A 24,456-nucleotide genomic window follows, 5' to 3' on the forward strand; every position below is an offset into this window, starting at 1 on the left:
TTTTTTGCTTGAAAAACAGGCACTCCGGCGCCAACTGCAAACCACGACGCTGTCCGCCAGGCCGCCTGAAGATAGCCGGAAAGCGGCCCGCAGCCGGCGGAATCAGGGCTCGTTGCGGCAGTTCGGTCGCCGTAAGCGAATGCCACGCGACTGCGCCCAAAGGGCCACAGCATTGCGCCTGAACCGGCCCGCGCGACTCCCCAAAACCCTACGCAGACCCGCTCGATCTTCGATTCCCGCAACCCGTTAGAATAGTTCTTTGCCCCCAAGGCCCGGTACCGCCCCCCCATGTCCGAACAACATCTGACTGAAGCCGACGAAACGCTGGACGAATCCAAATTTGTCCGATTCGAAGGCTCGCCGTTCCAGCTATACCAGCCGTATCCGCCCGCCGGCGACCAGCCCACGGCGATCGACACGCTCGTCGAAGGCGTCGAAGATGGCCTCTCGTTCCAGACGCTGCTCGGTGTGACCGGTTCCGGCAAGACCTTCACGATGGCCAATACGATCGCGCGGCTCGGCCGCCCGGCCATTGTGTTCGCGCCGAACAAGACGCTCGCCGCGCAACTCTACTCCGAGTTCCGCGAGTTCTTCCCGCGCAATGCGGTCGAGTACTTCGTCTCGTACTACGACTACTACCAGCCGGAAGCGTACGTGCCGCAGCGCGATCTGTTCATCGAGAAGGACTCGTCGATCAACGAGCACATCGAGCAGATGCGGCTGTCGGCCACCAAGAGTCTGATGGAGCGGCGCGACGTGGTGATCGTCGCTACCGTGTCGGCCATTTACGGTATCGGCAACCCGTCTGAATATCACAAAATGATTCTGACGCTGCGCACCGGCGACAAGCTCGGCCAGCGCGACATCATCGCGCGTCTGATCGCCATGCAGTACAACCGCAACGAGGCCGACTTCCAGCGCGGCTCGTTCCGCGTGCGCGGCGACACGATCGATATCTTTCCGGCCGAGCACGCCGAGATGGCGGTGCGCGTCGAGTTGTTCGACGACGAAATCGAAACCCTGCAACTATTCGATCCGCTCACGGGCCGCGTGCGTCAAAAGATTCCGCGCTTCACGGTGTATCCGTCGTCGCACTATGTGACGCCGCGCGATACCGTGGTGCGCGCGGTCGAAACGATCAAGGCCGAACTGCGCGAGCGGCTCGAATTCTTCTATAGCGGCGGCAAGCTCGTCGAAGCGCAGCGGCTCGAACAGCGCACGCGCTTCGACCTGGAAATGCTGCAGGAACTCGGCTTCTGCAAGGGCATCGAGAACTACTCACGGCACTTCTCGGGCGCGGCGCCCGGCGAGCCGCCGCCTACGCTGGTCGACTATCTGCCGTCGGACGCGCTCATGCTGCTCGACGAATCGCACGTGCTGATCGGCCAGCTGAACGGCATGTACAACGGCGACCGCGCGCGTAAGGAAAATCTGGTCGACTACGGTTTCCGCCTGCCGTCGGCGCTCGACAACCGGCCGCTCAAGTTCAACGAGTTCGAGCGCAAGATGCGCCAGGTGGTGTTCGTGTCGGCCACGCCGGCGGACTACGAGCAGAAGACGGCAGGGCAGGTGGCCGAACAACTGGTGCGTCCGACCGGCCTCGTCGATCCAGAAATCGAGGTGCGTCCGGCTCGCAGCCAGGTCGACGACGTACTCGGCGAGATCAACGAGCGCGTCAAGGCGGGTGACCGCGTGCTGGTCACGGTGCTGACCAAGCGCATGGCCGAACAGTTGACCGAGTTTCTGGCCGACCACGGCGTCAAGGTGCGTTATCTGCACAGCGACATCGACACCGTGGAGCGGGTGGAAATTATCCGCGATCTGCGTCTGGGCACCTTCGACGTGCTGGTCGGGATCAACCTGTTGCGCGAAGGGCTGGATATTCCGGAAGTGTCGCTGGTCGCGATTCTCGACGCGGACAAGGAAGGCTTTCTGCGCGCCGAGCGCTCGCTGATCCAGACCATCGGCCGGGCGGCGCGCAACGTGAACGGCAAGGCGATTCTCTACGGGGACAAAATCACGGACTCGATGCGCCGTGCCATCGACGAAACCGAGCGGCGGCGCAACAAGCAGATCGCCTTCAACCTCGCGAACGGCATTACGCCGCGCGGCGTGGTCAAGCGCATTCGCGACATTATCGACGGCGTGTACAACGTCGACGACGCCCGCGCCGAACTGAAGGAACAGCAGGCGCGCGCGAAATTCGAGGACATGTCCGAGAAGCAGCTTGCCAAGGAACTCAAGCGCCTCGAAAAGCAGATGATGGAGCACGCCAAGAACCTTGAGTTCGAGAAGGCCGCGCAGACCCGCGACCAGCTCGCGCTGCTGCGCCAGCGCGTGTTCGGCGCGAACGTCGGCGATCACGTGTCGGGCGCCGATTAATCGCCCGCGCGCCTGGGGCGCGGCTGTGCGCCGCGCCCGATCGATCCATGCCGGACGCTCGCCCGGCATCGCATCACTTCCTCCCCAGCGCTTCCTTAACTGCGCCTTAAGACCCTGCTGCCACAAGGCTTGCCGCGCGTTCTCATTTGTTCTCCCATGCGATCAATGATAAACTCGACCAATATTGAGAATGGTTCGCATTAACGTTCGTAATGCCGCCCGCCGACGATTATCGCGGCGTGCAAGCGCCGCGACCGCTGCATCGCACGGCATGCGCGACGCACTGTTCCAATGGGTTCGATTCCAGTCTGATAAAAATAAGGAGTTTCAATGCGGATTTCTTCATTTGTGCGTGGTGGCGCAGCAGCGGTGGCCGCAGTCGCGGCGTTCTCGGCAACGGCGGCGGAATATCCGATCGGCAAGCAGCAGATTCATGGCGGCATGGAAATCAATGCGGTCTATCTGCAGCCGATCACGATGGAACCCGAAGGCATGATGCGCAAAGCCTCGGATTCGGACATCCACCTGGAAGCCGACATTCACGCGGTCAAGAACAACCCGACCGGCTTCGCCGAAGGCGACTGGATGCCGTATCTGCAAGTGCACTACGAACTGACGAAAGCCGGTTCGACTCAGACGCAAAAGGGCGACCTGATGCCGATGGTCGCCAACGACGGCCCGCACTACGGCGACAACGTCAAGCTGCAAGGCCCGGGCAAGTATCACCTGAAGATGGTTGTCGAGGCGCCGATGCAATCGGGCCACATGGCGTTCGGCCGCCACGTCGACAAGGAAACCGGCGTGGGTCCGTGGTTCAAGCCGATCACCCTCGAATACGACTTCGCGTACGCCGGCATCGGCAAGAAGGGCGGTTACTGATCGCCGCGCATCATCACGCGTGAGTACGCTTTGCCGAGTGGCCGCGCGTGAATGGATGGCTCGATGAGTGGGTGAATGAATGGCCGAATGAGGCCGAACGAGTCAGTGCAGCACACGGCGCATTGGCGATCGACTGCCAACGCGCCGCGTTTTCCGGATGGGCTAATGAGAATCAACCGAAAGATCGCGATCTTCGCCGCCACGGTTTTGCTGGCAAGCGCGGCGCAGGCGGCCGACCTGCCGACCTTCAAGCTGGAAATGAACGACGGCAAGCTGAATCCGGCCCGCATCGAAGTGCCGGCGGGACAGCGTATCAAGATCGAAGTGCGCAACACGGGCAAAGGCGCGGCCGAATTCGAAAGCGTGCAGTTGCGTAAGGAAAAAGTGTTGGCGCCGGGCGCGGATTCGTTCGTCGTGATCGCGCCGCTCGAGCCGGGCGAGTACAAGTTTTTCGACGATTTTCACCAGCAGGCGCAGGGCGTCATCGTCGCAAAGTAGTGACTTGGGACGCGAGCGCAGAGCCCTGACGGGTTGCGCGCTCGCCAGACCAGAAGAAGGGAGAGCTTGATGGGTCAGATTCTATTCATCGTGTGGCGGGAAAGTGTCGAGGCGTTGCTGGTCGTCGGCATCCTGTACGCGTGGCTGAAAAATGGCGACGACGACGCGCGCCGCGGTTTGCCGTACCTGTGGGGCGGCGTGGCAGCCGGTCTGATTGCGGCGGTGGCGCTCGGCGCCGCGCTGGTGGGTTTCACCGAAGTGCTCTCCGGCGACGCGCAGGATTATTTCCAGACCGCGATGGTGCTGGTCGCCTGCGTGCTGATCGTGCAGATGGTGCTGTGGATGAAGCAGCACGGCCGCACGCTCAAGCGCGACATGGAACAGTCGCTGCAAAAGAGCCAGCGCGATTCGAACTGGTGGGGCGTCGCCTTGTTGGTAGCGTTGGCGATCGCGCGTGAAGGCAGCGAGACGGTGATCTTTCTGTACGGCCTCGGCTTCGGCCAATCGGGTCACGTGGGCGCCAGCCAGATGCTCGCGGTCGTGATCGGCCTGGCGCTCGCGTTCCTGACCTTCTATATCCTGCAGTTGGGCGGCAAGATCTTCTCGTGGCGGCTCTTTTTCCGCATCACGGAAATCATGCTGCTGTTCCTCGGCGCGGGTCTGTTCCAGACCGGTGTGGACAAGCTGATCGACAAGGAAATCCTGCCGACCATCATCGATCAGATGTGGAATTCGTCGGCGGTCCTCGACGATTCGAGCACCTTCGGTTCGCTGGTTGCCACGCTCACCGGCTATCGCGCTCACCCGGCGTTGATGAATCTGATCGCTTATGCGGCTTACTGGGGTGTGGTCTACCTGCTGCTGCGCCGCGCGAATCGCAAGCCGGCACGACAAGCCGCTGGGCGCACGGCATGAGTACGGTAATGACCCGCCCAGGCCGCCTCGCCGCGGCCGGGCAGTGGATGCAGCGTCACGGTGCCGCGATTCGCGGCATTCAATGGGTCGTGGTGGCGGTGTACGCGTTTCTGATTCTGGTGCCGGCGGTGATGCCGCTGCCGGACGACTCGGCGCACTTGTGGAACAACCTGACGCTCGCCGCGCAGTTCGTGTTCTGGGGTATCTGGTGGCCGTTCGTGTTGCTCTCGATGGTCATGCTCGGTCGTGTCTGGTGCGGGGTGCTATGTCCCGAAGGCGCGCTCGCCGAATTCGCCAGCAAATACGGCCGAGGCAGGGCGATCCCGCACTGGATGCGCTGGGGCGGCTGGCCGTTCGTCGCGTTCGGCATCACCACCATTTACGGTCAGATGGTGAGCGTCTACCAGTATCCGAAAGCCGTGCTGCTGGTGTTAGGCGGCTCGACCTTCGCGGCGATGATCATCGGCTTGCTATACGGACGCGAGAAGCGCGTCTGGTGCAAATACCTCTGCCCCGTCAACGGGGTTTTTTCGCTTCTGGCGCGGCTCGCGCCGTTTCACTACAAAGTCGATGAAGAGGCATGGCGCCGTTCGTACAAGAACGGCGAGCATGGGCATCGCGTGATTCCGATCAATTGCGCGCCGCTCGTGCCCTTGCGCAATATGAAGGGCGCGTCGGACTGCCATATGTGCGGCCGCTGCAGCGGCCACCGCGACGCGATTGCGTTGACATGGCGTGCGCCGTCGTCGGAAGTGGTGCAGTTGGGCGACAAGCAGGCCAACCCGTGGGATACCGCGTTGATCCTGTACGGCCTGCTGGGCATCGCGATCGGCGCGTTTCACTGGACCGCGTCGCGCTGGTTCGTCGATCTGAAGATTTTCCTCGCGAACTGGCTGGTCGATCACGACATCACGTGGCCGCTCGACACCAACGCGCCGTGGTTCCTGTTCACGCATTACCCCGAACAGAACGACGTGTTTTCGTGGCTCGACGGCACGATGGTGATCGGCTACATCCTCGCCACGGCGTTGGTGTACGGCACCGTGCTACTGGTGCTGCTGATGGGCGCGACGCGCATGCTGGGGCGCTTCAATGGCGTGCGTCTGCATCATTTGACGCAAGGGCTGATTCCGATTGCTGGCGCGGGCGTGTTTCTCGGTCTGTCCGCGACCACGCTGTCGCTGCTGCGCGCGGAGCATGTGTCGCTGTGGTGGGCGTCGGATATGCGCATCGCGATTCTGGCGATTGCCAACCTGTGGAGCGCATGGCTCGCCTGGCTCGTGACGCGTCGCTACAGCGAGCGTTTCGTTCAACGCGGCCTCGCGATGGTGTGGTTCGCCGCGGCGTTGGCCGTGGTCGATAGCGCGTGGTGGCTGATGTTCTGGGGCTGGGCTTCGAAGTAACGTGCTCGATGCTTTTAACGCGGTTGCACTAGTCCGCGCCTGGCCAAACAAAAAGCCGTGGAGATGAAATCATCCCACGGCTTTTTCATTTTCCGCATGATCGACGCACAAAGTAGCGTGTCGCCGTATCGAGTGAGAACCAAAAAAAGCGGCTTGGCTTGCTGCGACGGCTGGCTTGGTGTCTGCACGAAGGGGTCTAGTTCTCACGTGCAAGCCGTCGTGGCTGGCTACTGCCCAACACCTCTCTGGGAGGTGGTCCCCACAATACCCGGTACTAACTGCTATTCATTCCTACTTCGTCAGGATCAGCTTGCCTAAGCGCGTGGCCCGCAGCTGGTAGGTCTCGCCGTTATGCACGATGCTGACGTGGCTATGTCCCTGCAGCAAGGTGTCGCTTTGAACGACCCGCGCCGACGTCTCGCCCGAACCGTTGGCGCGGTCCGCGCCAGGCTTCTGGCCGGTTACCGTTGCCGTCGACGTTTTCGGACGGCTGGTCAGCGCGGCCGCCGGACGGCGCAGGCTGAGTGTGGAAGGGCGCGTGAGATCGGTCATTCGTTTTTGCTGTTGGTCGATTCGATGGATTAATTCTAAATGATAACTATTCCCATTTACAAGGAAGAGAAATTGATCGGATTTGAATTTCGATAGTCAGGAAAGCTTAAAGGCGGACGGGAGTCTGGAGAACGACCAACTGCTCGTTCCGGTGGTCTTGCGCTCTATGGCGGGCAGGGCGCCCGCGCGATGTTCAATGCAACGAGCCGGGTTCCTGCTTCGCCTGCACAAACTGGCGAATCAGCCGAACGGTATCGATATCGTTCTCCCGATACGCCGACTTCACGATCTCCTGCGTCTGATGCGCATCAGGGTCGGTCGACTCGGGCAGCGTGGTCGCGTATTCGAAGCGCAGGAACAACTGCAGTTCGTCCGGTTGCTCGATGGTCATGGTGAGCGAGCCGCCAACGTAGTCGGCCGTCGGCAGAATGTCGTAGCGCACGCTCTGGCTTTCCGCGAGCGTGACGCGGTCACGCACCGTGGCCTGGCCGTAGTGCAATTCCCGTTCGAGTACGTTGCCTTCGCGCGAAAGGATCGTGCAACTGTCGAGCCCCATCACGAACAGCTGCGGCTGTTCGGCGCGCAGCACGAGACCTTCCCACAATTGCTCGCGGGTCATCGATTCGACAAACGGATTCAACGGGTCGTTGATCTGGATAAGGTGTTCGAAATTCAAAACGACGGCTTCCTATGAAAGCGTTTAAGCGACGGCGAGCCCCGAACGGATCGTGATCGAATGCGTGAGGATCTTGTGGACCGGGCACTGATTGGCTATTTGCAAAAGCCGTTCCCGCTGCTCATCGGACAGGTCGCCTTCGAGCACGATCTTACGGTCGATGGTCGTACCGGCGTCGCCAGTTTCGAGCGAGAGCGTCACGCGCACGTCGGCGAGCGGCCAGTCCTTGCGCTGAGCGTACATCTTCAGCGTAATCGACGTGCACGCGCCGAGGCTCGACAGCAGCAGCGAGACGGGCGTCGGCCCGCGATCGCCGCCGCCGAGCGACTCGGGTTCGTCGGCGAGCCATGTGTGCTTGCCATCGTCGAAAAGAACCTGGAAATTCGTCGAGCCGATGTGGGCGGTGACGGTGGACTCTGCCATGCGCGCTCCTGAACAGGGACGGAAATTGCCGCGCGCCACGGCCTGTTATAAGTGAACGGCGTGGCGCGCGGCCTGAATTGCTATTGTGAACGAATTCACCGGCCTTCGCGCCCTCGGTTGTGATGCGCCGGGCGGCGAATTAATGCGTGATCGCACCCATGCGCCCGGCCTGGTAATCCACGACGGCCTGACGAATCTCGTCTTCCGTATTCATCACGAACGGGCCGTAGCGCACCACGGGCTCCTTCAGCGGCACGCCGCCTAGCAGCAGCACCTCGAGTGGCTCCGCGCCGGCCGTGAGCGTCACGGCGCCGCCATCGTTCTGAAACACAACCATTTGCCGCGCGTCGACTTCTTGACGCGCTTCGCCTTCGCCATAGAAGCCCTTGCCGGACAAACTATAGGCGAACACGCGATAGTCGGCCGGCACCGGTTGCCGGATCGTGGCCCCCGGTTGCAGCGAGAAATGCTGATACAGAATCGGCGTACGCGTTTCGATTGCCGCTTTGACGCCGAGCGCTTCGCCGGCGATCACCTTGACGCGCACCTTGCCGTCCGCGGACGTCGCCACGGGAATGCTCGCCGACGGGATTTCCTGGTAGCGCGGCGCAATCATCTTGTCGCGGCGCGGCAAATTCACCCATAGCTGTATTCCGTGCACGCGTCCGCCCGTGCGGACGAACGACGGGTCCGGCATCTCGCTGTGCACGACGCCCGCGCCTGCGGTCATCCACTGCACGTCGCCGGCGCGCAGGGTGCCGGAATGGCCGGCCGAATCCTTGTGGCCGAACTCGCCCTCGAGCACGTACGTGACTGTTTCGAAGCCGCGATGCGGATGATCCGGCGCGCCTTTCGCCTCGCCCGGCGCGTAGTCGATCGGGCCCATTTCGTCGAGCAGCAGGAACGGATCGAAGTCCATTAGCAGGCGGGTCGGAAACGGGCGGTGGACGATAAAGCCGCCACCCTCGGTCGTGCGAACGGCCGGAAACGTGCGTTCGATCGTGCGGGTCGTGCTCATCAAAGTCACCTCAAAAAATCGGGAATAGCGTTGTTTTTGAAACATGGAGCTATTATAGGGACCGTTTTCGGGGGTGCCAGCCGTCCTCACGCAATGGATTGTTCTATTACTGGAACGATGAGATGAAGATCGATTCACACAATCTGAATGACCTGATGTATTTTTCGCAGGTCGTCGAACATGGCGGCTTTTCCGCCGCCGAACGCGTGCTGGGGATTTCCAAGTCGCGCCTGTCGCGCCGGCTGACCGAGCTCGAGGCGTCGCTCGGCGTGCGGCTGCTGCAGCGCTCCACCCGCAAGCTGGCGCTCACCGAAGCCGGTCAACTGTTCTATCAACATTGTCAGGCGATGCTGAGCGAGGCGCAGGCGGCCGTCAATGTCGTCCAGCAACTGCGCTCGTCGCCGCGCGGCACGGTGCGCGTCAGCGTGCCGGTCACGGTCTCGCAGACCATCCTGTCGCAGATCCTGCCCGAATTCATGCATCGGTATCCGGAAGTGCGCGTGGTGATGCGCGTGACGAACCGCGTGGTCGATCTGTTCGAGGACTCGATCGACGTCGCGCTGCGCGTGCGTTCCGATCCGCCCGAGAACGCCAACATCGTCGTGCGGCCGCTGTGGCGCACGCAGCAGATGCTGGTCGGCGCGCCGAGCCTGCTGCAACAGAATGCGCCGCCGTTGCTGCCGGCCGACCTGAACGGTTTCGAAACGCTCGACGTGCCGACCGGCGACGGACGCCACGTCTACAACCTGATCGCGCCCGACGGCACGCGTCACGCGCACGAACACGAGCCGCGCCTCGTGACCGCCGATCTGATGACGATCCGTGAAGCGGTGCTCGCCGGCGTCGGTATCGCGGCGCTGCCGGAGATGATGTATGGCGCCGCGCTGCGAGCCGGGCAATTGTCGCCGGTAATGCCGGGCTGGACCTTTCCGACGCCGCAGTTGTACGCAGTATTCGTGTCGCGGCAGGGGATGGTGCCGGCCGTGCGCGCGTTTGTCGATTATCTGGTCGAGATGCTCGATCCCGACGACGGCAAATACATCATGGGCGAGTGTCCCGCCCGCGAAGAAAAGGTCGCTGTCGCGCAGCCGATGTACGCGATCGCGTCATAGCACTTCTTACGGGCCGCGGCATCGCTTTTAGCATTTAAGCGTGGCCTGTCATGAGTACTTTCAATGGCCGTTTGCTTGATTGCGCGGGCTCGCGGGCCTATAGTGAAATCCCTTCGCTAAGGAGTCTCTTATGCGGAAACTCATGGCCGCTATCATAGCCGGCCTGATAGGGCTGACCGCGCTGTCCGTGTCGATCACGGCTGTCGCATGCGGTGATTCGACGAGCTATCAATCTTCGACCGATGGCAAATGATCCCGCCGCCCGAAGGCGCCGAGTGCGCACAAAAAAAGGCCTTCATCTGACGATGAAGGCCTTTTACTTTTTGGCCCCTGTTTCATGGCCTATTCAGCACATCACTTGCTTTTCGGTTGGGTCACGAAGCCGATTTTCGTGAGGCCGCCGGCTTGTGCGGCCGCCATCACCTGCGCCACTTTCTCGTACGGAACCTTGCGGTCCGCGTCCAGATGCAGTTCGGGTTGTGGGTTCGCTTGCGCGGCTTGCGCAATCTTCGCGCTCAGCGCGGCTTCGTCGACTTTCTTGTCGTCCCACGTGACGTTGCCGTCCGCATCCACCGCGACCGTCACTTGCGCCGGTTTGGTGTCTTCTTTCTGACTGCTCGCGTGCGGCAGATCGATTTTGACAGCGTGTCGAATCACGGGAATCGTCACCATGAAGACGATCAGGAGAACCAACATCACGTCGACGAGCGGCGTCATGTTGATTTCGTTCATCAGGCCGTCGTCATCGTCGCCGGCGAAGGGGCTCATTGCCATCGGAGTACCTCGTCGATCAGTTCGCGCGTGCGGCGAGACGCAGGCCGTCGCCGCGCCTGGACGACGACAGGCGCGCGCCCGTCACGAAGAATGCATGCAGGCCATGCGCAAAGCGGCTCAGCTTGGCGACCACGGCCTTGTTGGCGCGCGTCAGTGCGTTGTAGCCGAGCACCGCAGGAATCGCGACGAACAGGCCGAACGCGGTCATGATCAACGCTTCGCCGACCGGACCGGCGACCTGATCGATCGACGACTGGCCGCTCGCGCCGATGGCCAGCAGCGCGTGATAGATGCCCCACACCGTGCCGAACAGGCCGACGAACGGCGCCGTGCTGCCGATCGACGCGAGAATCGCGAGACCGCTCTGCATGCGCGCGACGCTTTCGTCCATCGTGTCTTTCAGGCAGCGCGTGACCCAGTCCGACACATCCATGCGGTCATGCAGATGCGGCTGCGTCTGATGATGGTGATCGGCCGCTTCCTGGCCCGACAGCGCCAGCGCGAGGAACGGATTGTCATGCGGCGTCGACGAGCCGGCGCCGAGCTTCTTCACGCCGTCGGCGAGATCGTCCGAATGCCAGAACGCCTGTTCCGCATTTTTCGTGAGGCGGTTCAGGCGCATCACATTCCAGCCTTTGATGACGATCACGCTCCACGACATCACCGACATGATCAACAGCGCGAGCGCGATGCCGCGCGTCACGAAATCCCCTTGCGCCCAGACGTGCGCCAGTCCGTAGTTTTGCATTGCAATTCCTTTTTTTAAAAGCTGCCTCAATCGTTCAGACTGAAGTTGAAACGCTGGCTGGTCGGGACCCGTACCGGCTGCCCGTTCTCAAGATAAGGTTGGCAGGCGCTCGAGCGCACTGCGTCAAGCGCGGCGTCGTCGAGGCGGCTGAAGCCGCTGCTCTTTTTCAGCGCGACGTTTTCGATCTTGCCGGTCACGCCGACCACGAGGCTCACGATCACCGTGCCAGTCTCGCCGCGGCGCCTGGAGAGAGGCGGATAGTCAGGTTGGCCCACATTGCACGAGAGGTGCGACATGTCTTTGGGCGCGCTGATCTCCATCGTCTGACGGCCGATTGCCGGTGCAGCGGGGGCAGGCGGCGCAACCGGTGCGGCAGGCGCGGGCGGCGTCGGATCGGGTGCGGCGACGGGCGTCGGCGACGGCGCGGCGGCCACCGGTAGGGGCGTAGGCGTCGGCTTGGGTGTCGGAGTCGGTTTCGGCTGGACCTTCGGTTTGGTACGAACCGGCGGTGTCGGCGTGGGCGGCGGCGCGATCGATTGAATCGCGACCGGCGCGGCAACCGGCGCCGGCGGCAGCAACTGCGCGGTCATGACGCGCGATTCCAGAACGGGCTGCACGGGATCGTGACGCAAGGTCATCACCACGGCAAGCAGCGCGACGTGAATCGCTGCAACCACGGCGGTCGCGGTCAGGACGCGGGAGTTCGATCGGGTCGACGAAGCCGGCACGGCGCCGGCTGATACGGTAGGCGAGGCCGGCATGTTAGCGTGGTGGCGCGCTGTCGATGCAGCGCGTCAGGCAGGACATCGTCATGTTCGAAAAATCAGCAGCGAAATGAACAAAGTAGTCACGAAACCAATCAGCAATTCCATCTCGAACTCCTGTGACGGGTGAGCGGGTAGCTGGCTGGTACGAATACTGGCTTGCTGACGGCAGTGGGATAACGCTTGAACAGCGAGAACGGCATCGGACGCGAAATGCCCGAAGCGCTCGAAGCGCAGAGGGAGCCGCGCCTCGAAATATTGGCTTAGGCCGCCTTGCGTTCGTAAAACGTCAGCGGAACAGCTTGCGGGTGATGTTCAAAACCACAGCGGCTCGCGCAGACACCGCTTTTCATCATGACGTCGCGCACGGAATCGGCGCACTTGCCACAGCAGGATGCGACGCCGAGCTCGAACTGGAGCTCGTCGAACGAATCCATGCCTTCCTCGATCGAAGCACGGATCTTTCGGTCAGAAACAGACTTGCAGACACAGACAATCATGGCGGGCGTCATAGCTAACGTTAATGCGAATTATTATCATTTTGTTTGGGCCGTTTGGCAAGCGTCCTGCGTGATTTTTTGTAACAAAACCAGACTCTTAGAAGGGTTTCGTCTATGAGGCGGTGGCGAGTGAGTCGCCGGGCGGCGCGGGAAAATGACCTGAAAAGTTCGCCAAAGTCCCCGTGCTGGGCCGAAAACGGCGCTTGGCAGCCCGTTTATGCAGCTTGGGAGTTGGGAGCTGCCGTGCGGCGCGAGGGGATCGACACCGTTTCGACGGTCGCGTCAATATGCAGCAGGGTGGCGGCCAATTGCTGCTGATGGGTGCCGTCGCCAGTGGAAAAAAAGCGGGGCGAAACAGTAGCCGCGCTTGGCGGCACCGCGCGCAAACCGTGTTGGTCGAGCACGCGTTCCAGTTGCCGCGCAATGGCGATGCTCGTGTCGATCAGCATCAGCCGGTCGCCGACGATATCGCGAATCGCCGCATCGAGAAACGGGTAGTGCGTGCAGCCGAGCACCAGCGTGTCCGCGCCAGCGTCGAGCATCGGCTGCAGGTAGCCGCGCAGCAGCGCACGCAATTCCGCGGAGCCGACGTCGCAGCGTTCCACGGCCTGCACGAGCCCGTGGCCCGGCTGGCAGAGAAAGCGGCAATCCGCCGCGTAGCGTTCGAGCAGCGCCTGAAAGCGGGCGCTGCGCAGCGTCACTTGTGTGGCGAGGACGCCGGCGACACGGGTTTTCGATTGCAGCGCCGCGGGTTTGACGCCAGGTTCGACGCCGACCAAAGGAATAGGCAGCTTTTCGCGAACCAGCGCGATCGACTGCGCGGTGGCCGTATTGCAGGCGACCACCAACGCTTTCGCGCCTTGCTTGACGAGCCATTCGCCGATCGCAAGCGTACGGTCCGCGATGAAGTCGTCGTCGCGCTCGCCGTAGGGGGCGTAGAGCGAGTCGGCGACATACAGGATCGCTTCGTCAGGCAGTTGTGCCCGAACCGCCCGCAGCACCGACAGACCACCCAGCCCCGAATCGAAAATGCCGACCGGTGTGCGCGTTCCGGCGCCAGACGTGAACATTCCTGTATTCGCGGTGGAGGATTCTGCGGGCATAGACGGCGAGGACGCGTGCGGCACGGCGCTCAAGGGACACTCGGAAAAACGGGACGGTGCGCAAGTATATCGCCCGCGCGGCGTGGATCATCGCAAATAAGCTGAGCCATGAACGGCGCGCGGGTAGGTGCAGCGTGGGTCGATCAGGACTCGACCGAGCCCATTGCGGATTGCTGGTAGTTCTGGATGCCGATCTTGTCGATCAGGTCGATTTGCGTTTCGAGCCAGTCGATATGTTCTTCGGTGTCGTCGAGAATCTTCGTGAAGATTTCACGGGAGATGAAATCGCGCACCGTTTCGCAATACGCGATAGCTTCTTTACAGGTGCTCTGCGAAATCTGTTCGAGCTTCAAATCGCATTCGAGGATTTCTTTCGTTTCCTCACCGATCAGCAATTTGTGCAGATCCTGCAGATTCGGCAGACCGTCGAGCATGAAAATGCGTTCGATGAGCCAGTCGGCGTGCTTCATCTCGCCGATCGATTCGTCGTATTCGTGCTTGCCGAGTTTCTCGAGACCCCAGTGCTTATACATCCGCGCATGCAGGAAGTACTGATTGATGGCGGTCAGTTCGTTCTTCAACTGCGAGTTGAGATATTCGATGACCTTCTTGTCGCCTTGCATGGTGTGTCCTTATAGGGGCTTTGAATTTCCCAGAACAATAAACGGCGAAACGCAAAAAGCCAAGCCAAAAAATCAGATTTTCGCTTGATTTCAGAGGGTTTTTCGCGTGATGCGTACCGTTCTCATTTCATCATAAAAAAGCCGGGGTTTCAGGCCCCGGCTTTGAATGATTCAGCGGATGTCAATACTTCAAACTGTCGCGACCGGAATCTTGCCGATCTTTGCTTGCCATTCCTTCGGCCCGGTTTGATGAACGGAAGTGCCGTTCGAATCGACGGCCACGGTCACCGGCATGTCCTGCACGTCGAACTCGTAGATCGCTTCCATGCCGAGGTCTTCGAACGCGAGAACCTTCGCGCTGCGAATCGCCTTCGACACGAGGTACGCCGCGCCGCCCACGGCCATCAGATACGCCGCCTTGTGCTTCTTGATCGCCTCGATGGCGACCGGGCCGCGTTCCGCCTTGCCGATCATCGAGATCAGGCCGGTTTGCGACAGCATCGTCTCGGTGAACTTGTCCATGCGCGTTGCCGTGGTCGGGCCCGCGGGACCGACGGCTTCATCGCGCACCGGATCGACCGGGCCGACGTAGTAAATCACGCGGTTCGTGAAGTCGACCGGCAACTTCTCGCCCTTGGCCAGCATATCGGCGATGCGCTTGTGAGCCGCGTCACGGCCTGTCAGCATCTTGCCCGACAGCAGCAGCGTCTGGCCCGGCGTCCACGCGGCGACTTCTTCCGGCGTGAGCGTGTTCAGATCGACGCGCTTGCTCTTCTCGGTATCCGGTTCCCACTGCACCTTCGGCCATGCGTCGAGCGACGGCGCTTCGAGCTTGGCGACGCCTGAACCGTCCAGCGTGAAGTGTGCGTGACGCGTAGCCGCGCAGTTCGGGATGATCGCGATCGGCTTGCTCGCGGCGTGCGTCGGCGCGGCCATGATCTTCACGTCGAGCACGGTGGCGAGGCCGCCCAGACCTTGCGCGCCGATGCCGAGCGCGTTGACCTTCTCGTGCAGTTCCACGCGCAGTTCTTCGATCCAGTCCTTCGGGCCGCGTGCGATCACGTCCTGAATGTCGATCGGATCCATCAGCGATTCCTTCGCCATCACCATCGCTTTTTCAGCGGTGCCGCCGATACCGATGCCGAGCATGCCCGGCGGGCACCAGCCCGCGCCCATGGTCGGCACGGTCTTGAGAATCCAGTCGACGATCGAATCCGACGGATTCAGCATCGCGAACTTCGACTTGTTTTCCGAGCCGCCGCCCTTGGCCGCGACCTGCACGTCGACCGTATTGCCCGGCACGATCTCGTAGTGGATCACGGCCGGCGTGTTGTCCTTCGTGTTCTTGCGGCCACCTTCCGGCGGGCTCACGATCGACGCGCGCAGCACGTTGTCCGGGTTCAGATAACCACGGCGCACGCCTTCGTTGATCATGTCGGTGACGCCCATCGTCGCGCCGTCCCAACGCACGTCCATGCCGACCTTCACGAACACCGTGACGATGCCGGTGTCCTGGCAGATCGGGCGCTTGCCTTCGGCGCACATGCGGCTGTTGGTGAGAATCTGCGCGATGGCGTCTTTCGCGGCGGGGCTCTGTTCGAGCTCGTAGGCGCGGCCGAGAGCCTGGATGTAGTCGAGCGGATGGTAGTAGCTGATGTACTGAAGCGAATCAGCAATGCTCTGAATCAGATCTTCCTGTTTGATGACGGTCATGGCTAGCTCAGTGGGGACGGTGGCGCTTGTTGTCGGACTCGCCGGGCAGGGCGGGTCAGTCGTGCGCCTTCAGGGGAGTGGAACCTTTAACGGAGCCCACGGCGTGCAGGACGGCGGGCTCTTCGAAATGTTTGGGATGCGTGTGCGTGGTGAGGCGGTCGACCGCCGCCATCACGAGCGCCGAGACGAGGAACGCGACGTGGATGATCACCTGCCACATGATCGTATGCGTCGAATTCTGGTCGGGGCTGATGAAGGTCTTCAGCAGATGGATCGACGAGATGCTGATCAGCGCCATCGACAGTTTGACCTTGAGCACGCCGGCGTTCACGTGGTCGAGCCATTCCGGTTCGTCCGGATGACCCTCGACGCCCAGGCGCGACACGAACGTTTCATACCCGCCGATGATCACCATGATCAGCAGGTTCGAGATCATCACCACGTCGATCAGACCGAGTACGACCAGCATGATGTTGGTTTCGTCGAGCGTCATGGAGGCCGTGACGAGATGCCAGACTTCCTTGAGGAACAGCACGACGTAGACCGCCTGGGCCACGATCAGACCCAGATAGAGCGGCAACTGCAGCCAGCGGCTCATGAAGATGATGGAAGGGATCGGGCGCATCGGGCGGCGCTGATGGGCGGAGTCGGATCGCGGAGCGGACATGGGCAAGAGTCGGACGAAACGCAGGTGACGGAACATGGACTAAATGCGCGGACTGAATGCGCCGGCGCGGCATGCACGGTACGCGGCACATACATGGCAGGCACGCGTTGGATCAGGCACGCAGACCAGGGCGCAGACGGCGCGGTGCACGGCCAGAGAAGACCGGAAAAGCTCGCATCAGGCGCGCTATTGTACAGCGTCGGGTGAGTTTGCTGCATTGCGGCGGGCAGGGTGGCGCCGCTTCGGCGGGCGGCGCGCTTGACCGCGCACCTTGCGGACGCCGGCTGGCGGCGAGTCCCTAAACGCTCACGACGTCGCTGACGGCACCCTTCTGACCTTCAGGCTCGCCAGCCCGATCCCCGTGACCACGCAGGCGAGCGCGATACCGTGCGCGAAGGTGGGCCGCTCGCCGAGAAACGCGATGCCGTAGCTCGCGGCCGCCACGGGCAGCACGGCGCTGAACACGCCCGCGAGACTGCCCGGCACATGACGGATGCCCTTCATCCACAACCAGAACGAAAAGATGCTGGCCGACAGTCCGTACCAGAGCACCAGCGTCCAGACACTGAGCGGCACGGCGCGATAGTCGAAGTCGAGCAGCGCGCTCGCGCCGAACGGCAGCATCAGCAGAAGGCCGAAGAGATGCGTGTACGCGCAGATGTCGATCGGTGCGAGTGTCTGCGTGAGACGCCGTGACAGGATGATGTAAAGCGATTCGCAGCACACCGCGCCGAGCACCATCAGGTTGCCCGCGAACGACGTCTCGCCGCCCGAGCTCCGATCCGCGTGCGCGAGATTGATGACGACCACGCCGACGATCGCCAGCGCGATCGACGCGAGTGCCCGACCGTTCGGACGCTCTTTGAGGATGAGCCACGAGAGCAGCGCGACGACCGCGGGAATCGTGCTCGTGATGACGCCGGCCGCGACCGCGCTCGTGCGTTGCACGCCACCGAGCATCAGCAGCGTAAACCCGAAGGTGCCGAACAGAGCCTGCAGGAACAGGTTGAACCATTCGCCGCGCTTCACGCGGCGCAGTCTGGACATGCGCAGAAGCGGCCACAGTACGGCCATTGCGATCATGAAGCGCAGCAGCGCGAACAGAGGGACGGGGACGAACTCAACGATCGATTTACCGATTCCGACATTGCTGCCGACCAGCAGCATCGAGGTGATAAGAAGCAGGGAGTAACGATTAAGACGCGGGGAGTAACGATTCAAGCTGGAATCCAGACGGCTAGTTCAGTTAGCATTGTAAAAGGCCGTGCGAGCCAGCGTAAGGGCGCGTCGCAGGCATGCGGGGTTCGCACGGCGTCGCGGTATGCAGCGCGCTCGCTCCGCGCTCGATCTATGCGCGGCTTCAGACACATGATCGTCGGTCAGCGCGTAGCATGCGTTGCTTCGCGCTGCATTCATCATTCGACGCTTGGGTCGCGTGAGCCGCCTTAGGGTTTTCGCTGGCAATCCGGCGCATTGCACGTAAGTGGCCGGTAAGTTGCAGCGTTTATGTTTGAGCGTGAGAGCGGAACGTCGTTTGGCATGTACTCATGTTGCGGTGCCGCATGAGTGATGCATGCAGACGGATAGGCCGCGGCGCATCGGTCGGCGATCGAAGCGCGAGGGTTGGAGACAGCACGCCGCTCGTTGCGGCGTCAACAAGACAGAGGGCGCGCGCGAGGCGCGCCGGCACAGGTTTTACGTTTCATCTTCACCAAGGGGTTGTCGATGTCTGCGATTGAATCGGTTCTTCACGAACGCCGTGTTTTCCCTCCCTCCGCTGAAGCAGCGGCAGGTGCCGCGATCTCCGGAATGGACGCGTACCGCGCGCTGGCCGCCGAGGCCGAGAGCGATTACGAAGGTTTCTGGGGGCGCCTCGCTCGCGAGACGCTGAGCTGGAATACGCCCTTCACCAAAGTGCTCGACGAAACGAACGCGCCGTTCTACACGTGGTTCGAAGACGGCCAGATCAACGCGTCGTATAACAGCATCGACCGTCACGTCGAGGCGGGCAACGGTGAGCGCGTCGCGATCATTTTCGAAGCCGACGACGGCACCGTCACTAACGTCACCTATCAGGATCTGCTGCAGCGTGTGTCGCGCTTCGCGAACGCGCTGAAAAAGCGCGGCGTGAAGAAGGGCGACCGCGTGGTGATCTATATGCCGATGTCGATCGAAGGCATCGTCGCGATGCAGGCATGCGCGCGGATCGGCGCGACGCATTCGGTGGTGTTCGGCGGCTTCTCGTCGAAGTCGCTCAATGAGCGGCTGGTGGACGTGGGCGCCGTTGCGCTCGTCACCTCCGACGAACAGATGCGCGGCGGCAAAGCCTTGCCGCTGAAAAACATCGCCGACGAAGCGCTGGCAATGGGCGGTTGCGAAGCAGTCACGAGCGTGATCGTCTATCAGCGCACCGGCGGCAAGGTCGCATGGAACGAAGGCCGCGATCTGTGGATGCACGAACTCACGCAGGCCGAGTCGGATCAATGTGCGCCCGAGTGGGTCGGCGCCGAGCATCCGTTGTTCATCCTTTACACGTCCGGTTCGACCGGCAAGCCGAAGGGCGTGCAGCACAGCACCGGCGGTTATCTGCTGTGGGCCGCGCAGACGCTGAAGTGGACCTTCGACTGGAAGCCGTCGGATGTGTTCTGGTGTACCGCCGACATCGGCTGGATCACCGGCCACAGCTACATCACGTATGGTCCGTTGACGCTCGGCGGCACGCAGGTCGTGTTCGAAGGTGTGCCGACGTATCCGAACGCCGGCCGCTTCTGGGACATGATCGCCAAGCACAAGGTCTCGCTGTTCTATACGGCGCCGACCGCGATCCGCTCGCTGATCAAGGCCGCCGACGCCGACCAGAAAGTGCATCCGAAGAGCTACGACCTGTCCACGTTGCGCATCATCGGCACGGTCGGCGAGCCGATCAACCCGGAAGCGTGGATCTGGTATTACGAGAATGTCGGCGGCAGCCGTTGCCCGATCGTCGATACGTGGTGGCAAACCGAAACCGGCGGCCACATGATCACGCCACTGCCGGGTGCGACACCTCTGGTGCCGGGTTCATGCACGTTGCCTCTGCCGGGCATCATGGCCGCGGTCGTCGACGAAACCGGTCAGGACGTGCCGAACGGGCAGGGCGGCATTCTGGTGGTGAAGCGTCCGTGGCCGTCCATGTTGCGTAACGTGTGGGGCGATCCGGACCGCTACAAGAAGAGCTACTTCCCCGAGGAACTCGGCGGCAAGCTGTATCTTGCAGGCGACGGCGCGGTGCGCGACAAGGACACCGGCTACTTCACGATCATGGGCCGCATCGACGACGTGCTCAACGTGTCGGGTCACCGGCTCGGCACGATGGAGATCGAGTCGGCGCTGGTGTCGAACCCGCTGGTCGCGGAAGCCGCTGTGGTGGGGCGCCCCGACGCGACGACCGGTGAAGCCGTGTGCGCGTTCGTCGTGCTGAAACGCGCGCGTCCGGAAGGCGAGGAAGCGGTGAAGCTCGCCAACGAACTGCGCAACTGGGTCGGCAAAGAGATCGGTCCGATCGCCAAGCCGAAGGACATCCGCTTCGGCGAAAACCTGCCGAAGACGCGTTCGGGCAAGATCATGCGCCGCCTGTTGCGCTCGCTCGCGAAGGGCGAGGAAATCACGCAAGACGTATCGACGCTGGAGAACCCGGCGATTCTCGATCAACTCGGCGAGTCGCTTTAAGCTTGCCTGGGTCTGTGTGAAGGGCGAGGGCGTATCGAACCAGGATCCTTGGTCCCACGCAGATTGCTGATCGTGAAGCCAGGTTGTTGAAGCCACTGGGCGGACAATCCCGATTGCCTGCCCGGTGGCTTTTTGATACATAGGCGCATGGCCGCGCCGCACCACTCCTCTCACGCTACGCTGAATCCCCTGCCGGAACCGCCCGCGGTCTCGGCAGTGATGGCGCGCGCGCATCAAAAGTACTGGCGCTTCAACCTCGCGTTGATTGCGACGTTGATGACCTTGGGCTTCATCGTGTCGTTCGTGTTGCCGTTGATGGCTCCCGCGCTGGCACACGTGCGGATCGGCGGCTTCAGGTTGCCGTTCTACTTCGGCGCGCAGGGCGCGATCCTGATCTATCTGGCGCTCATCGTCGTGTATATCGTGCTGATGCAGCGCGCCGACCGCCAGCTCAAACGCGCCTTCGACGCGGATACCGACGCCGGCGCTGGCGTCGCCGCCGATGCGTCCATCGCGCCCGGAAGCTGAGCCGATGAAGCTCACGAACCGGCTGATCAGCTCCTACGCCCTTTACACGCTCGGCTTCCTGCTTTTCATCTATGTGATGTGGCGCATCGAGCGCACCACCGGTCCTGGCGTGTGGATCGGCTATGTCTTCCTGTTCGTGCCGATTGCGGTGTATGCGGTGATCGGCTTGCTGTCGCGCACTTCCGATCTGGTCGAATATTACGTGGCCGGGCGGCGCGTGCCGTCCGCTTTCAACGGCATGGCGACCGCGGCCGACTGGCTTTCGGCGGCTTCGTTCATCGGCCTCGCCGGCTCGATCTATGCGACCGGATATGACGGTCTCGCGTATCTGATGGGCTGGACCGGCGGCTATTGTCTGGTCGCGTTCCTGCTCGCGCCGTATGTCCGCAAGCTCGCGCGCTACACGATTCCCGATTTTCTCGGTACGCGCTTTTCGAGCAACGCCGTGCGCGGCCTTGCCGCATTGGCGGCGGTCTTGTGTTCGTTCGTTTATCTGGTCGCGCAGATCCAGGGCGTCGGCCTGATTGCGACGCGGTTTATCGGCGTGGATTTTGCCGTCGGCATCTTCTGCGGACTGGCGGGCATTCTGGTGTGTTCGTTTCTCGGCGGCATGCGCGCCGTGACGTGGACGCAGGTCGCGCAGTACATCATCCTGATCGCGGCGATTCTGATTCCCGTGTCGATGATCGCGCACAAGGACGGCCTCGGCTGGGTGCCGCAATTCAATTACGGCCGCTTGATGGAGCGGGTCGAAGGCCTCGAGAAGCAGGTGCGCGACGATCCGCTCGAACAGACCGTGCGCGACGATTATCGCCGCCGTGCCGCGTTGATGCAGATGCGGCTCGACACCTTGCCGCAATCGTTCGTCGATGAGAAGCTGCGTCTCACGCAGGAAGTCGCCGATCTACGCCGCCATAACGGCCCGCTGCGCGAGATCAAGGAGCGTGAACGCTCGCTCGAACAGTTTCCACGCGATGCCGCCGCCGCGCAAATCGTCTGGGCCCAGCGACGCGATGAAATGCTGATGCGCGCAGCCGCACCGGTGCCGATGCATGAGCCGTTTCCCGCCGTGAGTGATGAAGACCGGCGCATCCACGAACGCAATTTTCTTTCGCTGCTGCTGTGCCTGTCGCTCGGCACGGCGAGCCTGCCGCATATTCTGACGCGCTATAACACGACCACCTCGGTGGCTTCAGCGCGACGCTCCGTCGGATGGACGCTGTTCTTCGTCGCGCTGTTCTATCTGACGGTGCCGGTGTTGGCGGTACTGATCAAGTACGAAATATTGACCAACCTGGTCGGCCATCATTTCTCGGACTTGCCGCAGTGGCTCATGCAGTGGCGCAAGGTCGAGCCGAGCCTGATCAGTCTTGCCGATACGAACGGCGACGGCATCGTGCGGTGGAGCGAGATTCAGATGCAGCCCGACATGGTCGTGCTTGCCGCGCCGGAGATCGCGGGGCTGCCGTATGTGATGTCGGGGCTGATCGCGGCCGGCGCGCTGGCCGCGGCGCTCTCCACTGCGGACGGTTTGCTGCTCACCATCGCCAATGCTTTGTCGCACGATGTGTACTACCACATGGTCGATCCGAACGCGTCGAGCCAGCGGCGCGTGACGATCTCGAAGATTCTGTTGCTGGGGGTGGCGCTGTTCGCGTCGTACGTGGCGTCGTTGAATACGGGGAACATTCTGTTTCTGGTGGGCGCGGCGTTTTCGCTGGCGGCTTCGAGTCTGTTTCCGGTGCTGGTGCTGGGCGTGTTCTGGAAGCGCACCACGCGCCTGGGCGCGGTGGCGGGCATGGTGGCGGGGCTGGTGGTGTGCATCTATTACATCGTCTCGACGTACCCGTTCTTCACGCAGATGACGGGTTTCGCCGGCCCGAGGTGGTTCGGGATCGAGCCGATCAGTTCCGGCGTATTCGGCGTGCCGGCGGGGTTTCTGGTGGCGATCGGCGTGAGCCTGATCGACCGGAAACCGGACGCTTATACGCGGGCGCTGGTGGACTATATCCGGCATCCTTAAGCCGGTTCGCGCATGGGTATGGCGCGGCGCGCGAAGTTTGCTATAATTCGGCTCCCCGCCGGAGAGATGGATGAGCGGTTTAAGTCGCACGCCTGGAAAGCGTGTATAGGTTAATAACCTATCCGGGGTTCGAATCCCCGTCTCTCCGCCAGGACCGAATGATAAGCCGTTGAATCCCAAGGATTCAACGGCTTTTTGTTTTCCTGCCAGAGCCGCCGAACCTTACCGCCGCAATCTTTCCGTAATCTGTAGAATGCGCGGATGGAAACGCATAGCATCCGAGACGCAAGCTCCTTGCGCTACGTGACCGGCCTCGATGGACTCCGAGCCATCTCGATGATGCTGGTCGTCCTGTTCCACTACACGAGCTATTTTTCCAGCCCCCTGTCACAGTTGGGTGGCGCATGGTCCGGCATCGTGCGTATTGCGTCGACCGGCTGGATAGGCGTGGACGTGTTTTTCGTGATCTCGGGCTTTCTCATCACCACGACGCTATTAAAGCGGCCCGTCAATTCAGTCGCGTCCTACGCGAAATTCATCCAGCGCCGGGCAATCCGCTTGCTGCCGGCCTATGTCGCGAGCCTGTTGATCTTCACGCTTATCGCACTGCTGATCGACCCGCATAGCAAGGTCTTGAAAAACGAGTACCTGCTATGGACATTCACGACCAGTCTGCAGTCGCTATTCGGCGATCGGGTCGCGCTGGCGGATCAACATTTCACCATGGCGCATTTCTGGACGCTGGCCGTGGAATGGCATTTCTATATCGTGTTCCCGATTCTCGTCGCCCGGTTCCATTCGTACTTTCGCCCGGCCGTGGTGCTCCTGCTGGTGGCGATGTCGTTCAGAGTGGTGTGCCATTTTGCCGGGATTTCCGACAACGGCATTTATACCTTCACGCTTTGCCGGATTGACTCGATTGCAGTAGGTTGCCTGCTGGCACTCGTACCTTCCCATCTTCGTTCCAGGCAGTCCGCGGCGGCCGGCGTGCTCGGCGTGGCGATGTTCATGGCGATCTGGATAGCGTTGGCATGTTCAGATGTCCCATTCAAAACCTTGGCGTGGCTTCAGACGTTCGGCTATACGCTGCTCGCCGTGTCAGTCGCATTGATGATTTACCGGGTCATCCATTCGTCTGCGCGCTCGCCGGTCGTGCGTGCGCTGGAATGCAAGCCGCTCACTGCAATAGGGCGCGCAAGCTATAGCCTGTACATCTGGCACGTGCCGTTCTATCCCAGCATCGCGCTGCTGGCGCAACGCAATTTCGCGGACATCAGGCTTGCGTACCTGGTCGCGGTACTGGCCGGTGTCGTGATGACGGCGGCGCTCGGCAGCCTCTCGTACCTGCTCGTCGAATCCCGATTCACCCGGGCGCGTCCGGCGGTTCTCGCCTGAAGGCGGCGAGCCGATTCGTCGCTGCAGGCGACGTGTGCCGCGCAAGGCCGTA

The 24,456-nt window shown here is 61.9% G+C and carries 23 protein-coding genes and 1 tRNA gene; 11 read left to right on the forward strand and 13 right to left on the reverse strand.

What is annotated here, in order from left to right:
* Nucleotides 1-288 precede the first annotated feature (288 nt).
* The 5 genes from uvrB to BPHYT_RS06925 all read left to right on the forward strand — a co-directional run bounded on the left by uvrB (nt 289) and on the right by BPHYT_RS06925 (nt 6,077).
* The gene (gene uvrB, locus BPHYT_RS06905) at nt 289-2,382 is read left to right on the forward strand and encodes an excinuclease ABC subunit UvrB (protein ID WP_012432427.1); all 2,094 of its coding nucleotides are present in this window, start codon (nt 289-291) and stop codon (nt 2,380-2,382) included.
* Between the two features lie 330 nt (nt 2,383-2,712).
* A complete protein-coding gene (locus BPHYT_RS06910; RefSeq protein WP_012432428.1) occupies nt 2,713-3,261 on the forward strand; it encodes an iron transporter in 549 nt (182 codons plus the stop codon).
* A 165-nt stretch (nt 3,262-3,426) separates the two neighbouring features.
* The gene (locus BPHYT_RS06915; protein ID WP_012432429.1) at nt 3,427-3,759 is read left to right on the forward strand and encodes a cupredoxin domain-containing protein; all 333 of its coding nucleotides are present in this window, start codon (nt 3,427-3,429) and stop codon (nt 3,757-3,759) included.
* Between the two features lie 69 nt (nt 3,760-3,828).
* Nucleotides 3,829-4,674, forward strand: a complete 846-nt coding sequence (locus BPHYT_RS06920) for an FTR1 family iron permease (RefSeq protein ID WP_012432430.1) — start codon at nt 3,829-3,831, stop codon at nt 4,672-4,674.
* Entirely contained in the window at nt 4,671-6,077 is a 1,407-nt protein-coding gene (locus BPHYT_RS06925; RefSeq protein ID WP_041758348.1) for a 4Fe-4S binding protein, read from the forward strand. Before BPHYT_RS06920 ends, BPHYT_RS06925 begins: the two co-directional genes overlap by 4 nt.
* A gap of 291 nt (nt 6,078-6,368) precedes the next feature.
* Here BPHYT_RS06925 and hemP read toward each other — a convergent pair whose 3' ends face one another.
* The 4 genes from hemP to BPHYT_RS06945 form a co-directional block, all read right to left on the reverse strand.
* A complete protein-coding gene (hemP, locus tag BPHYT_RS06930) occupies nt 6,369-6,629 on the reverse strand; it encodes a hemin uptake protein HemP (protein WP_012432432.1) in 261 nt (86 codons plus the stop codon).
* Nucleotides 6,630-6,822: 193 nt separating this feature from the next.
* On the reverse strand, nt 6,823-7,305 hold the full coding sequence (locus BPHYT_RS06935; protein WP_012432433.1) for an SRPBCC family protein: 483 nt from the start codon (nt 7,303-7,305) through the stop codon (nt 6,823-6,825).
* Nucleotides 7,306-7,329: 24 nt separating this feature from the next.
* The gene (locus BPHYT_RS06940) at nt 7,330-7,728 is read right to left on the reverse strand and encodes an OsmC family protein (RefSeq protein ID WP_012432434.1); all 399 of its coding nucleotides are present in this window, start codon (nt 7,726-7,728) and stop codon (nt 7,330-7,332) included.
* Nucleotides 7,729-7,867: 139 nt separating this feature from the next.
* Nucleotides 7,868-8,746: a pirin family protein gene (locus BPHYT_RS06945; RefSeq protein ID WP_012432435.1), complete on the reverse strand. Its 879-nt coding sequence runs from the start codon at nt 8,744-8,746 to the stop codon at nt 7,868-7,870.
* 122 nt (nt 8,747-8,868) lie between these two features.
* Between BPHYT_RS06945 and BPHYT_RS06950 the strand changes: the two genes are divergently transcribed.
* Nucleotides 8,869-9,858 carry a LysR family transcriptional regulator gene (locus tag BPHYT_RS06950; RefSeq protein ID WP_012432436.1) on the forward strand — a complete coding sequence of 330 codons (990 nt, stop codon included), beginning with the start codon at nt 8,869-8,871 and terminating at the stop codon, nt 9,856-9,858.
* 354 nt (nt 9,859-10,212) lie between these two features.
* On the opposite strand, the gene BPHYT_RS06955 is transcribed toward BPHYT_RS06950, so the two are convergent.
* The 9 genes from BPHYT_RS06955 to BPHYT_RS06995 all read right to left on the reverse strand — a co-directional run bounded on the left by BPHYT_RS06955 (nt 10,213) and on the right by BPHYT_RS06995 (nt 17,971).
* Nucleotides 10,213-10,632 carry an ExbD/TolR family protein gene (locus tag BPHYT_RS06955; protein ID WP_012432438.1) on the reverse strand — a complete coding sequence of 140 codons (420 nt, stop codon included), beginning with the start codon at nt 10,630-10,632 and terminating at the stop codon, nt 10,213-10,215.
* Between the two features lie 16 nt (nt 10,633-10,648).
* Nucleotides 10,649-11,380 (reverse strand): MotA/TolQ/ExbB proton channel family protein, encoded by a 732-nt coding sequence (locus BPHYT_RS06960; RefSeq protein WP_012432439.1) that lies wholly within the window; start codon nt 11,378-11,380, stop codon nt 10,649-10,651.
* Between the two features lie 26 nt (nt 11,381-11,406).
* Complete coding sequence (locus BPHYT_RS06965) at nt 11,407-12,141, reverse strand: energy transducer TonB (RefSeq protein WP_012432440.1); 735 nt, start codon at nt 12,139-12,141, stop codon at nt 11,407-11,409.
* Between the two features lie 266 nt (nt 12,142-12,407).
* A complete protein-coding gene (locus tag BPHYT_RS06970) occupies nt 12,408-12,644 on the reverse strand; it encodes a (2Fe-2S)-binding protein (protein WP_012432441.1) in 237 nt (78 codons plus the stop codon).
* Between the two features lie 215 nt (nt 12,645-12,859).
* Entirely contained in the window at nt 12,860-13,714 is an 855-nt protein-coding gene (gene murI / locus BPHYT_RS06975) for a glutamate racemase (RefSeq protein WP_012432442.1), read from the reverse strand.
* Nucleotides 13,715-13,890: 176 nt separating this feature from the next.
* Nucleotides 13,891-14,370 carry a bacterioferritin gene (gene bfr / locus BPHYT_RS06980; RefSeq protein WP_012432443.1) on the reverse strand — a complete coding sequence of 160 codons (480 nt, stop codon included), beginning with the start codon at nt 14,368-14,370 and terminating at the stop codon, nt 13,891-13,893.
* Between the two features lie 189 nt (nt 14,371-14,559).
* On the reverse strand, nt 14,560-16,083 hold the full coding sequence (locus BPHYT_RS06985; RefSeq protein WP_012432444.1) for a fumarate hydratase: 1,524 nt from the start codon (nt 16,081-16,083) through the stop codon (nt 14,560-14,562).
* A gap of 55 nt (nt 16,084-16,138) precedes the next feature.
* Complete coding sequence (locus BPHYT_RS06990; protein WP_012432445.1) at nt 16,139-16,750, reverse strand: TIGR00645 family protein; 612 nt, start codon at nt 16,748-16,750, stop codon at nt 16,139-16,141.
* A 306-nt stretch (nt 16,751-17,056) separates the two neighbouring features.
* Complete coding sequence (locus BPHYT_RS06995; protein ID WP_274378462.1) at nt 17,057-17,971, reverse strand: DMT family transporter; 915 nt, start codon at nt 17,969-17,971, stop codon at nt 17,057-17,059.
* 504 nt (nt 17,972-18,475) lie between these two features.
* Here BPHYT_RS06995 and acs point away from each other — a divergent pair.
* The 5 genes from acs (at nt 18,476) to BPHYT_RS07020 (ending at nt 24,404) form a co-directional block, all read left to right on the forward strand.
* Nucleotides 18,476-20,458 (forward strand): acetate--CoA ligase, encoded by a 1,983-nt coding sequence (gene acs / locus BPHYT_RS07000; RefSeq protein ID WP_012432447.1) that lies wholly within the window; start codon nt 18,476-18,478, stop codon nt 20,456-20,458.
* A 147-nt stretch (nt 20,459-20,605) separates the two neighbouring features.
* Nucleotides 20,606-20,986 carry a DUF4212 domain-containing protein gene (locus BPHYT_RS07005; protein WP_012432448.1) on the forward strand — a complete coding sequence of 127 codons (381 nt, stop codon included), beginning with the start codon at nt 20,606-20,608 and terminating at the stop codon, nt 20,984-20,986.
* Between the two features lie 4 nt (nt 20,987-20,990).
* Entirely contained in the window at nt 20,991-23,009 is a 2,019-nt protein-coding gene (locus BPHYT_RS07010) for a sodium:solute symporter family protein (protein ID WP_012432449.1), read from the forward strand.
* A gap of 60 nt (nt 23,010-23,069) precedes the next feature.
* Nucleotides 23,070-23,160, forward strand: a tRNA-Ser gene (locus BPHYT_RS07015).
* A 110-nt stretch (nt 23,161-23,270) separates the two neighbouring features.
* Nucleotides 23,271-24,404: an acyltransferase family protein gene (locus tag BPHYT_RS07020; protein ID WP_012432450.1), complete on the forward strand. Its 1,134-nt coding sequence runs from the start codon at nt 23,271-23,273 to the stop codon at nt 24,402-24,404.
* Nucleotides 24,405-24,456 lie beyond the last annotated feature (52 nt).

Source organism: Paraburkholderia phytofirmans PsJN, assembly GCF_000020125.1.
Lineage (GTDB): Bacteria > Pseudomonadota > Gammaproteobacteria > Burkholderiales > Burkholderiaceae > Paraburkholderia > Paraburkholderia phytofirmans.